Raw genomic sequence first — 11,633 nt, forward strand, 5'->3', positions numbered from 1 at the left:
AACCGGAGCGGGGCCCACGCGGGTTTCACGGCGTGCTCGCCGCAGGCTCGCTCAGAGGAGGCCGAGGGCGCGTACCGCCTCGCGCTCCTCCGCCAGCTCCTTGACGGAGGCGTCGATGCGGGCGCGGGAGAACTCGTTGATGTCCAGGCCCTGGACGATCTCGTACTTGCCGTCCTTGGTGGTGACCGGGAAGGAGGAGATCAGGCCCTCCGGAACGCCGTAGGAGCCGTCCGACGGGATGCCCATGGAGGTCCAGTCGCCTTCGGCGGTGCCGTTGACCCAGGTGTGGACGTGGTCGATGGCGGCGTTCGCGGCGGAGGCGGCCGACGAGGCACCGCGGGCCTCGATGATCGCGGCACCGCGCTTGGCGACGGTCGGGATGAAGTCCTCGGCCAGCCACTTCTCGTCGTTCACGGTCTCGGCGGCGTTCTTGCCGGCGACCGTGGCGTGGAAGATGTCCGGGTACTGGGTGGCGGAGTGGTTGCCCCAGATGGTCAGGCGCTTGATGTCGGCGACCGTCGAGCCCGTCTTCTTCGCGAGCTGGGTCAGCGCGCGGTTGTGGTCCAGGCGGGTCATCGCGGTGAAGCGCTCGGCCGGGACGTCCGGCGCGGCGGCCTGCGCGATGAGCGCGTTGGTGTTGGCCGGGTTGCCGACGACGAGCACCTTGATGTCGTCCGCGGCGTGGTCGTTGATGGCCTTGCCCTGCGGCTTGAAGATGCCGCCGTTGGCCTCCAGCAGGTCACCGCGCTCCATGCCCTTGGTGCGCGGACGGGCGCCCACCAGCAGGGCCACGTTGGCGCCGTCGAAGGCGACGTTCGGGTCGTCGGAGATCTCGATGCCCTGCAGCAGCGGGAAGGCGCAGTCGTCCAGCTCCATGGCCGTGCCCTCGGCCGCCTTGAGCGCCGGGGTGATCTCCAGCAGACGCAGCTTGACCGGCACGTCCGCGCCGAGCAGCTGGCCGGAGGCGATGCGGAAGAGCAGGGCGTAACCGATCTGGCCGGCCGCGCCGGTGACGGTGACGTTCACGGGAGTGCGGGTCATGGCGTTCTCCGTATGACAGCTGGCGGTGGGGCGTCCCTGCCCCGGGCGGATGATCGATCTCTTGGCGTCAAGAGAGATCCACCGGTCAGGCTATCGCGCATCCGGCATGCGAGACGTCCGGGGCCGTGTGGCTCACCCCACAAGGGGATCAACCGGGGCGGGACCCCGGAACGTCACCGCACACGAGGGCGGCCGCCCGGCCGGGAGGCCGCACACGAGGAGGCGGCCGCCCGTCCGGGAGAGGGGGGACGGAGACGGCCGCCGGGGGGATGCCGGCTTGCCGGACTCCCGTGGGGGTACGGTTCGCGTTCCCGGGATCGCGGCCGCCATGCGCCCTCTCCCGGAATCTCACCGCGTTGACGTCGGACGGCCCGTCGCCCCGGACGCCGGAGCGACCGTCCTGACTCGTGCAAGCCGTTCGTTCTGACGCCAGAGGCATCGCGCTGACGCCCGGGCCATCGCGCTGACGACGGACAGCCCGGCGCCCCGGACGCCCGAGCCACCGCGCTACCTCGTGCAGCCCGTCGCCCCGGACGCCAGGGTGGCGCAGGACTTCGCCTGTGCCGCGTTCTTCACGGCGACCATGGGGGTGTACGCGATGGTGTCCCCCGCGGAGGTGATGGTGCCCTTCTGCTCCGCCCCGCCCGCGCTCACCCGCACCTCGTCGCCCGGCACGGCGCCGGTGACGCGGCCCCAGGCGGTGCCACAGGTCTTGCTGTAGCGGACCTCCAGGGTGGCGGTGCCGACGGTGACGGACTCGGCCGTGGTCACCAGGTCGCCGCTGCACCCCATGGCCTCGGCGTCCTTGCCCGTGCACGCGGCACCGGCGCACTTCACCCCGGGCGGCAGGCTCGCGTGGCGGCCGGCGGCCGGCGAGGGCGACTTGGCGGCGCCCCCCTTCCCGTCGCGGTCGCCCCGCTCGGTGAAGAAGAAGACGGCGGCGATGACGACCAGGACGCCGACGAGACCCGCGAGGAACATCGTCACCCGCCGCCGGCCGGAACCCGCTCCGGGAGGGCCGCCCGCGGGCCCGGGCGCCTGCGGCCGGCCGTCGTTCGGGGACCGCCCGCCCGGAGTGCCGGCGGAAGCCTCGGGAACGACCGGCGGCCGCGTCCAGGAACCGGCGCCGAGAGCAGCACCGGCACCGGCACCCGCCTTCACGGAGGCGTCCGCGCCCGCCCCGGCACCGGCACCCGCACTGCCGTTGCCACTACCACCGGCACCGGGGCGGGCGCTCGCCGGGGAGGGGCCCCGGTATCCGGCCAGCCCCCAGGAGTTGCCGCCGGAGCCCGCACCCGTCGCGCCGCCGTCGGCGGACGGCCCACGGCTCCCGCCGTCGGCCACCTCGCGGTTGTCGCTCTCCGCGGCGCCGGCGCCTGCGCCGGGGGCCGCCGGCCGGCCGGGGAACGTCGGGGAGACACCCGCGGGACCGGCGACGCCCGGGGTGAGGGCGGAACCGCCGTTCTTGCGGGCGGACGGCCATCCGCCCGCCTTGCCCGTCCCGCCCGTCTTGGCCGCCGCGCTCGCCCCGCCCGCCTTGGCCGCCCCGCTCGCCGCGGCCGCCTTGGCCGCCCCGCTCGCCGCGGCCGCCCCGCCCGTCCCGGACTCTCCCAGTGCGGCGCGCGCCTGCGCGATCCGCATGGCCTCCATCGTGCGGTCGTGACGCATCTCCGCCCGGCTCCACGCCCGTTCGGCCAGCTCCCACAGGGTGACGAGGTGGACGGGGTTGGTACCGGTGGCCTCGGCGAGCGCGACGATCGCGCCCTTGGGCGCGAGGAGCCGGCCGCCCAGATAACGCTCCCACGACGCCTTGCCGTAGCCCGTGCTGTCGGCCAGTGCCGCGACGCTCAGGCCGCTGCGGTCCACGAGCCGCCGCAACTGGCTGGTGAACTCCGCGATCTGCGGGTCCAGATCCTCGGGCAAGGCCTTCCAACGAGGCATCGCTCCCCCTCTTCCCCCCGGTCGGTGCTCTTGTTTCTCACGCACGGCCCCCCGGTCCGCCCCCGCGTTCGGGTACCGGTGCCGGCTACCCACAGGGATGCGCTGGCCAAGGATCCCAGTTCCCGGAGTCGGAGCGCACGGGAGCGTGCACCGCCGCGGCGGTGCGGCCGTACGCCCGGTGCTGCGAGGTCCTCGTAAAATATCCCGAACCATCGATACATCGACACCTGAAGGGCGCCCACGGCAGTGCGCGCGGACACCGTAGCGGAACGGTCACTTCCGTGCCACAGCGCAGGGACAGGCGTTGAACAGGGAGTTCAGGGGCGGAAGGCTGAGCACGGACGGCGGCTCGTCCCTGCTCGGGGGAAGGGATGGGCCGTCGTTCCGTCGTGACGGGGCCTCAGCCGCCCGGCGTCACCAGTCCCGTCTCGTACGCGAGCACCACCGCCTGGGCCCGGCTGCCCAGATCCAGCTTGGTCATCGTGCGGTTGAGATGGGTCTTGACGGTGGCCTCGCTGATGTAGAGGCGGTCGGCGATCTGCATGTTGGACAGGCCGCGTGCGGTGAGTCGCAGGACCTCCACCTCGCGCGAGGTGAGCACATCGAGGTCGGACGGGGCCGCGGCGTCCCGGGCGGTGGTCCGCTGCCGGGCGAACGCCTCCACCAGGCGCCGGGTGACCGTGGGCGCGAACAGCGCGTCACCGCCGTCGACCGCGGTGATCGCGGCGAGCAGACGCTCGGGCCCGGAGTCCTTGAGCAGGAATCCCGAGGCCCCGGCACGCAACGCCCCGTAGACGTACTCGTCCAGGTCGAAGGTGGTCAGCACCAGTACCCGGGGCGGTCGGTCGGCGGCGTGGGCGAGGATGCGTTCGGTGGCCTCGATGCCGTTGACGCCGGGCATCCGGATGTCCATGAGGATCACGTCGGGGCGCATCTCAGCGGCGAGCCGTACGGCCTCCTCGCCGTCCCCCGCCGCGCCCACCACCTCGTAGCCGGGCGCGGCCTCGAGCAGGCCCACGAGTCCGGCGCGGATGAGGAACTGGTCGTCCACGACGAGCACTCTGATCATGCCGTACGGTCGTCCCCCCGCCCTGCGTCTACCGCTCCGCCTCCGGCACGGCCCCTCGGCCCCGCCCGGCCGCCGAGGTGGGCAGGGTCAGCCGGACCTCGTAACCGCCCGCGGGGCGCGGGCCGACGCTGATCGTCCCGCCGTAGAGCTTGGCCCGCTCGCGCATGCCGATCAAGCCGTGCCCGCCGCGCGTCGGCACTCTGGCCGGAATCGCCCCCCGCCCGTCGTCGCTGACGCGGACGGTCAGCTCGTGGGCGCCGTAGGAGAGTTCCACGCGCGCGCGTGCCGGGCCCGCGTGCTTGAGGGCGTTGGTGAGGGCTTCCTGGACGACACGGTAGGCACACAGTTCCGTGCCGGGCGGCAGCGGGCGTTCGGTCCCCTCGACGGCGAGGTCCACCGGCAGGCCGCCGGCCCGGACCCGGTCGAGTAGTTCACCCAGCCGGGCCAGGGTGGGCATCGGGGCCCGTTCCGGGGCCTCGGGGTCCTCCTCGCGCAGCACCTGCAGCATGCGCCGCAGCTCCTCCAGCGCCTCGCCGCTGGTGTCCGCGATGGTGCCGAGCGCGCCACGGGCCTTGGTGGGGTCGGAGTCGAGGACGAACCGGGCGAGGCCTGCCTGTACGGAGATCACCGACATGTGGTGGGCGACGACGTCGTGCAGTTCGCGGGCGATCCGGCCGCGTTCCTCGGCGACCGCGCGCCGGGCCCGCTCGGCCTGCTCGGCGCGCAGTCGCCGGGTCAGCTCGGCGGAGCGGCGGGCCAGCTGCCCGAACCAGACCAGCACCGAGGAGAACAGCAGCGCCTGCCCCAGCACCGACGCCATGGACGGGGTGTGGCTGACCACACCGGCGTAGACCCACACCGCGCTCATACAGGCGGCGCAGACCAGGGCGGTGCGCACCGGGCGCAGGGAGGCCACGGTGTACAGCGCGAGCATGGCGCCGAAGGTGCACACGACCGGCCAGTAGCCGAAGGTGATGTAGCCGGTGGCGGCCGCCTCGACGACGGCGAAGACGACGAGGGGCCGGCGACCGCGCAGGGCGACCGGCAGATGGGCGAGGGCGACCAGGGCGTAGGCGCGGGCGTCGAGGTCCGGCCAGCCCTGCGATCGCGACTCCCGCCCGAGCAGGACGGCGACCACGGCCATGGCGACCGCGATCAGCGTGTCCACCACGAGCGGGCGGGGAGTCCTCGGTCGCACCGCCGCAGGGTAGCGCTCACCGGTATGACGGCACGTCATACCTACGCGGTGCGGCGGAAGTTGCTGCCCACCGACCGCGGCCTCCCTTGCGTGCAACGGAAATTCAGGCGGGAGACGGGAGGCGGACGGCGGCGGCCCGCGCCACCGGGCGGAGGCGCGGGGCTCCTGGCGAAGGCGCGGGGCCCCTGGCCAAGGCGCGGGCCGGGGCTCCTGGCGAAGGCGCGGGCCGGGGCGCCGGGCGGAGGCGCGGGCCCAGGCACCTGGCGAAGGCGCCGGGGCCGGGGCCGGTTGCGCGGCTACTTGGTGATCGTGAAGTGCAGGGTGCCCTTGAGGAACGGGATCTGCAGCCACGGGTCGGGCTGGGCCATCAGCGTCAGCAGGACGATCGCCACGCCGAGGACGCCGTACGTGGCGATGTCCGTGAAGCGGGAGCGCACGGCGAGCATGCCGACCCTCGGCAGGATCCAGCGCATGACCGCGCCGGCCAGCAGTCCCGCGCCGATCAGCAGGGTTCCGTAGCGGAACACGTCGAGCGCGGTCAGCAGCAGACCGAGCGCGACCGCGCCGAGCACCACCAGCAGCGGCCACTGCCGGGCGGGGGCCGGAGCGTCGCCGGGCGCGGCCCGGCCGCCGCCCTCGGGGCGCGCGGTGTCCCTGGTGAACAGCGGGAAGCGGCGGGTGACCCGCCGCGGGCGCCCCTGCGCGTCGGGGGCGCTGATCGCGTCCCGGACCTTCGGTTCCGCGTGTCCGCGGGTGTCCTCAGCCGGCACTGCGCTCCGCCGCCTCGACCACGTTGACCAGCAGCTGCGCCCGGGTCATCGGGCCGACGCCGCCGGGGTTGGGGGAGATCCAGCCGGCCACCTCGAGCACGTCCGGGTGGACGTCGCCGACGATCTTGCCCTCGGCGTTGCGGGAGACGCCGACGTCCAGGACGGCCGCGCCCGGCTTGACGTCCTCGGCCCGGACCAGGTGCGGGAAACCGGCGGCCGCGACGATGATGTCGGCCCGCTTGAGGTGGGCGGCCAGATCGCGGGTGCCGGTGTGGCACTGGGTCACGGTGGCGTTCTCGCTGCGCCGCGTGAGCAGCAGCGGCATCGGGCGGCCGATGGTCACGCCACGGCCGACGACCACGACCTCGGCGCCCTTGATCTCCACGCCGTGGGCCCGCAGCAGGGAGATGATGCCGTTGGGCGTGCAGGGCAGCGGGGCGGGCTCGTTCAGGACGAGCCGGCCGAGGTTCATCGGGTGCAGGCCGTCCGCGTCCTTGGCCGGGTCCATCAGCTCCAGGATGCGGTTCTCGTCGATGCCCTTGGGCAGGGGCAGCTGGACGATGTAGCCGGTGCAGGCCGGGTCCTCGTTCAGCTCGCGCACCACCGCCTCGATCTCCGCCTGGGTCGCCGTGGCGGGCAACTCGCGCTGGATGGAGGCGATGCCGACCTGGGCGCAGTCGCGGTGCTTGCCGGCTACGTACTTCTGGCTGCCGGGGTCCTCCCCGACCAGGATCGTGCCGAGGCCGGGCGTGACGCCCCTCTCCTTCAGCGCCGCCACGCGGGCGGTCAGATCGGACTTGATCGCGGCTGCGGTGGCCTTGCCATCGAGAATCTGGGCGGTCATACCCCCATCCTCGCGGATGACCCGGTCCCGGTTCCAATCCGGGTGTCGGGAGGCCTCCTCGATCTCACCACCGGACGATCGGGAATGTGCCCCGGCATGATCGTCGATGTTGCACTTGCACAACGCATCGTGGCAGCGGCCGGACAAGCAGGAGGCGGCCGAAGAACGATGAGTACGATGAGTACACAGTGTCGCGGGCAGTACCGGGGGGACGGACCGCATCTGTAGAACTCTCCTCCGAACCGTGCCGCGTCGTCCCCGCACTTGAACATCGGAGGAAGCCCGCCATGAGCTTCGGCGACCCGAACAATCCCTACGGACCGCCACCGCCCCAGCCGCCGACCGCCGCACCGGGCTACGGCTACCCGCAGCAACCGGGCGTGCCCCCGCAGGGTTACGGCTACCCGCAGCAGCCCGGCTACCCCGGCTACCCCGCGGCGAACGTGATGCCTCAGACCATGCCCGGGCTCGTGACCGCCTCGCGGGTGCTGCTCTACATCGTGTCGGCCGTGCAGATCGTGGGCGGCATCATCCTCATCTTCGGCGCGGCGACGCTCAACGACGCCTCGAACGCAGGTGAGGACGCCTTCGGCGACAACGGCTTCTCCGACATCGGGCATGACGGAGCCGGCGTCATCCTCGTCTTCGCGCTGCTGGCGCTGGGGCTCGCCGCACTGTCGATCACGCTGGGCGTGAAGGCCTCCCGAGGCGGTCAGGGGATCCGCATCACCACGATGGTCTACGGCATCCTGGGCGCTCTCGTCGGCGTCCTGATCCTGGTCGGCGCGGCCAATACCGAATCCAGCGCCGCACTGGTGTGGGCGCTGCTGTGGATCGGCTTCGGCGGCGTGATGGCGGCGGCGATGCTCACGCCGTCGGGTGCGGCCTGGTTCAACCGCCCGCGCTACTGAGCAACGGCGACGGGCGTTCGACCGGGCTGTGCCCCCCACTGCGGGGGGCACAGCCCGGTCGCCGTCGGTACGCCCGCGCCGTCGGTACGCCCGCGCCGTCGGTGTCCGCCGACGGACGCGGCGGACACCGACGGCGTCCTCGTCTCAGTGGAAGAAGTGGCGCGTGCCCGTGAAGTACATGGTCACTCCGGCCTTCTTCGCGGCCTCGACGACCAGCTCGTCACGGATCGAGCCGCCCGGCTGGACGATGGCCCGGACGCCGGCGTCGATGAGGATCTGCGGGCCGTCGGGGAAGGGGAAGAAGGCGTCGGAGGCCGCGTAGGCACCGCGGGCACGCTCCTCGCCGGCCCGGTCGACGGCCAGCTTGCAGGAGTCGACCCGGTTGACCTGGCCCATGCCGACACCGACCGAGGCGCCGTCCTTCGCGAGGAGGATCGCGTTGGACTTCACCGCGCGGCACGCCTTCCAGGCGAAGGCCAGCTGTGCCAGCTCCTCGGGGGCGAGCGCCTCGCCGCTGGCCAGCGTCCAGTTGGCGGGCTCGTCGCCCTCGGCCTGGAGCCGGTCGGCGACCTGGAGCAGCGCGCCGCCGTCGATCGGCTTGACCTCGACGGGGTGGGCCGGGGCTTCGGGGCAGCGCAGCACGCGGATGTTCTTCTTCTTGGTGAGGGCCTCCAGCGCGCCCTCCTCGTAGCCGGGCGCCACGATGACCTCGGTGAAGATCTCCGCGACCTGCTCGGCCAGCTCCTTGCTGACCGGACGGTTGACCGCGATCACCCCGCCGTAGGCGGAGACCGGGTCGCAGGCGTGCGCCCTGCGGTGCGCCTCGGCGACGTCCGCGCCCACCGCGATGCCGCAGGGGTTGGCGTGCTTGATGATCGCGACGCACGGCTCGTCGTGGTCGTACGCGGCACGGCGGGCGGCGTCCGTGTCCGTGTAGTTGTTGTAGGACATCTCCTTGCCGTGCAGCTGCTCGGCCGCCGCGAGACCGCCCTCGCCGGAGGTGTAGAGCGCGGCGGGCTGGTGCGGGTTCTCGCCGTAGCGCAGGGTGTGCGCCCGCTCCAGGGCGGTGCCGATGAAGTCGGGGAACCGCTGCGCGGAGGAGCCGCTGCCGGACTCGGCGTCGGCGGGGGCGTACGAGGAGGCGAACCAGGAGGCGACGGCGATGTCGTACTCCGCCGTGTGCCGGAAGGCCTCCGCCGCAAGGTGCTTGCGGGCCGCGAGGTCGAAGCCGCCGTCCCGTACCGCGGCGAGGACGTCGGCGTAGCGCCGGGGGCTGGTCACCACGGCCACGGACGGGTGGTTCTTGGCGGCGGCGCGGACCATCGACGGGCCGCCGATGTCGATCTGCTCCACGCACTCGTCGGGCGAGGCGCCGGAGGCGACGGTCTCCCGGAACGGGTAGAGGTTGACGACGACCAGGTCGAACGGCTCCACACCCAGCTCGGCGAGCTGTTCGCGATGGCTGTCCAGACGCAGGTCGGCGAGGATGCCCGCGTGCACCCGCGGGTGCAGGGTCTTCACCCGGCCGTCCAGGCACTCGGGGAAGCCGGTCAGCTCCTCGACCTTGGTGACGGGGACGCCGGCGGCGGCGATCCGGCCGGCCGTGGAGCCGGTGGAGACCAGCTCGACACCGGCCTCGTGCAGCCCGCGCGCGAGGTCCTCGAGACCGGTCTTGTCGTAGACGCTGACGAGCGCGCGACGGATGGCCCGCTTGTTGCTCTCGGCGGTCACTGGATAACTACCTTTCGTCCCTCAATGCGATAGCCGTTGCGGGCGAGCCGCCCCACGACCTCGACGAGCAGCCTTCGCTCGACTTCCTTGATGCGCTCGTGCAGCGCGCTCTCGTCGTCCTCGTCCCGGATCTCGACCACGCCCTGGGCGATGATCGGTCCGGTGTCGACGCCGTCGTCGACGAAGTGGACGGTGCAGCCGGTGACCCTGGCGCCGTACGCGAGCGCGTCCCGCACGCCGTGGGCCCCCGGAAAACTGGGCAGCAGGGCGGGGTGGGTGTTCACGAACCGCCCGCCGAACCGGGCGAGGAACTCCTTGCCGACGATCTTCATGAACCCGGCGGAGACGACGAGGTCGGGCTCGTACCCGGCCACGGTCTCGGCGAGAGCGGCGTCCCACTCCTCCCGGGAGGCGTGGTCCTTCACCCTGCACACGAAGGTCGGCAGGCCGGCCCGCTCGGCCCGGGCGAGCCCCTCCACCCCGGTGCGGTCGGCCCCGACGGCGACGATCCGGGCGCCGTACGGCCCGGCGCCGGTGCGCTCGATCTCGTCCAGGAGCGCCTGCAGGTTCGTACCGGATCCGGAGACCAGCACGACGAGGCGCTTGACCGCTGGGCCAGCGGGGGTGGCGGCCACGGTGGGGCCCTTTCTCGGGGTGGCGATATGTCCGGCCGGCGGCTTTGTGCGTTCGTACCAATGCTTCACGCCCCGTGATACGGGGAAGTCTACGAAGCGGCCGACCGTCAGCAACGATACCGGCACTGCGGACGGCCCCCGCGGGACGGGGGCTTGGCCGGAAGGTAGCGTTCGCAGGGAATCGAGAACGGGCAGCCTCGGGAACGCGGTCGTCATGCGGTGCGTTGACGGGGAAGAAGCTCACGTCGGACAGCCGTAGACACCTAGGGGAAGACGCTCTTTTGATGGCCGATCGCAGCCTGCGACTCCTCACGTTCCCGCCGCACCCCGTCCAGGGGGGCGAGCGCGGTGCCGCGCTGCTGCGAGAGCGGCCGGCCTCGCCGCCCGAGGCGCCGCGCGGTGGCCGCGACGGTGACGGGCGGGGCGGTGAGCGGCAGGACGACAATCCGTTCGCGCCGCCGCCGGAAGGCACCCCGGACCGCCCGTGGCAGCCGCGCCGCCCCGAAGGTTCCTCCGGCCACGGGCAGGGTCACGGGCACGGGCAGGGCTCCGGCTCCGGTCCTGGCTCCGGTCCCGGCTCCGGTCCCGAGGGCGACTCCCCCTGGGGCAGCCAGTGGAGCGACCGTCAGCCCGGCCGCTCTCCCGGCGGCTTCGGTGAGCGGCCCGGCGGCAGTCCTCAGGAACCGGGCGGCCCGACCGGCTCCGGCATGCGCTGGGACCCGACCGACCCCGCCCAGCGGCGTGCGCGGTACGCACTGCTGTCGGGCATGTGGGCGGTCTTCTTCGCCCTGTTCAGCTGGCCGTACGTGGCCCTGCTGCTGGGTGCGCTGTCCCTGTACTGGGGCATCAGCGCGCTCCGCGCCAAGCCGCGCCCCCAGTCCCCGGACACGCCGCCGGCCCCCGCTCCCCCCGGCCGGCCGCAGACGACGGCGGCCGTCGCCGGCCTGGTGACGGCCTCCCTCGCCCTGGTCCTGGTGGCCTCGACCTTCACCGTCCAGCTGGTCTACCGCGACTACTACACGTGCGTCGGCGACGCCCTCACCCACCAGGCCAAGCAGTCCTGCGACAGCATGCTGCCGAAGGAACTGCGCGGCGTGCTGGGAGTCGGCGACGACTGACGCGAGGAGCGGGCACCGGCTGCGACGACTGACGCGAGGAGCGGGCACCGGCTGCGACGACTGACGCGAGAGGCGGGGACCGGCTGCGACAGCTGCCCCGAGGAGCGGGGACCGGCTGCGACGGCCGACCCGAGAGGCGGAAACCGGCTGCGACAGCTGCCCCGAGGAGCGGGCACCGGCTGCGACGGCCGACCCGAGGGCGGGTACAACGCGAGACGGCTGACGCGAGGGGCGGGTACGACAGGGCGGCTGAACCGAGGGCGGGTACGACGCGGGACGGCCGACGCGAGGGGCGGCTACGACGCGGGACGGCCGACGTCACCGGCGCGTCGGCGCCGGGGCGCATGTGCTCCTCCCCCCTGCGCCGTCCGCGCC

The 11,633-nt window shown here is 73.3% G+C and carries 10 protein-coding genes; 2 read left to right on the forward strand and 8 right to left on the reverse strand.

Translation table 11 applies throughout. The features are described from left to right. Positions 1-51 precede the first annotated feature (51 nt). The 6 genes from ACGFT2_RS09280 to ACGFT2_RS09305 all read right to left on the reverse strand — a co-directional run bounded on the left by ACGFT2_RS09280 (position 52) and on the right by ACGFT2_RS09305 (position 6,863). Positions 52-1,041 (reverse strand): malate dehydrogenase, encoded by a 990-nt coding sequence (locus tag ACGFT2_RS09280; RefSeq protein WP_393275137.1) that lies wholly within the window; start codon positions 1,039-1,041, stop codon positions 52-54. A gap of 507 nt (positions 1,042-1,548) precedes the next feature. Beyond that, on the reverse strand, positions 1,549-2,982 hold the full coding sequence (locus ACGFT2_RS09285) for a DUF2690 domain-containing protein (RefSeq protein WP_393275139.1): 1,434 nt from the start codon (positions 2,980-2,982) through the stop codon (positions 1,549-1,551). Positions 2,983-3,382: 400 nt separating this feature from the next. After that, positions 3,383-4,051 (reverse strand): response regulator, encoded by a 669-nt coding sequence (locus ACGFT2_RS09290; RefSeq protein WP_393275141.1) that lies wholly within the window; start codon positions 4,049-4,051, stop codon positions 3,383-3,385. Between the two features lie 28 nt (positions 4,052-4,079). Next, entirely contained in the window at positions 4,080-5,195 is a 1,116-nt protein-coding gene (locus ACGFT2_RS09295; protein WP_393276285.1) for a sensor histidine kinase, read from the reverse strand. Positions 5,196-5,545: 350 nt separating this feature from the next. After that, positions 5,546-6,019, reverse strand: coding sequence for a DUF3017 domain-containing protein (locus ACGFT2_RS09300; protein ID WP_393275143.1), 474 nt, complete (start codon positions 6,017-6,019; stop codon positions 5,546-5,548). Continuing rightward, positions 6,009-6,863 (reverse strand): bifunctional methylenetetrahydrofolate dehydrogenase/methenyltetrahydrofolate cyclohydrolase, encoded by an 855-nt coding sequence (locus ACGFT2_RS09305; protein WP_393275145.1) that lies wholly within the window; start codon positions 6,861-6,863, stop codon positions 6,009-6,011. Before ACGFT2_RS09305 ends, ACGFT2_RS09300 begins: the two co-directional genes overlap by 11 nt. Before the next feature lie 287 nt (positions 6,864-7,150). Between ACGFT2_RS09305 and ACGFT2_RS09310 the strand changes: the two genes are divergently transcribed. After that, complete coding sequence (locus ACGFT2_RS09310; protein WP_393275147.1) at positions 7,151-7,774, forward strand: hypothetical protein; 624 nt, start codon at positions 7,151-7,153, stop codon at positions 7,772-7,774. Between the two features lie 144 nt (positions 7,775-7,918). Here the strand turns inward: ACGFT2_RS09310 and purH are convergent, their stop codons facing one another. Both purH and purN read right to left on the reverse strand, forming a co-directional pair. Continuing rightward, positions 7,919-9,505: a bifunctional phosphoribosylaminoimidazolecarboxamide formyltransferase/IMP cyclohydrolase gene (purH, locus tag ACGFT2_RS09315; RefSeq protein WP_393275149.1), complete on the reverse strand. Its 1,587-nt coding sequence runs from the start codon at positions 9,503-9,505 to the stop codon at positions 7,919-7,921. Further along, on the reverse strand, positions 9,502-10,140 hold the full coding sequence (purN, locus tag ACGFT2_RS09320; RefSeq protein WP_393275151.1) for a phosphoribosylglycinamide formyltransferase: 639 nt from the start codon (positions 10,138-10,140) through the stop codon (positions 9,502-9,504). Before purN ends, purH begins: the two co-directional genes overlap by 4 nt. A gap of 284 nt (positions 10,141-10,424) precedes the next feature. Here purN and ACGFT2_RS09325 point away from each other — a divergent pair, with 284 nt between their 5' ends. Further along, a complete protein-coding gene (locus ACGFT2_RS09325) occupies positions 10,425-11,258 on the forward strand; it encodes a hypothetical protein (protein ID WP_393275153.1) in 834 nt (277 codons plus the stop codon). Positions 11,259-11,633: the final 375 nt, after the last annotated feature.

It is taken from the genome of Streptomyces sp. NPDC048514 (assembly GCF_043199955.1).
Lineage (GTDB): Bacteria > Actinomycetota > Actinomycetes > Streptomycetales > Streptomycetaceae > Streptomyces.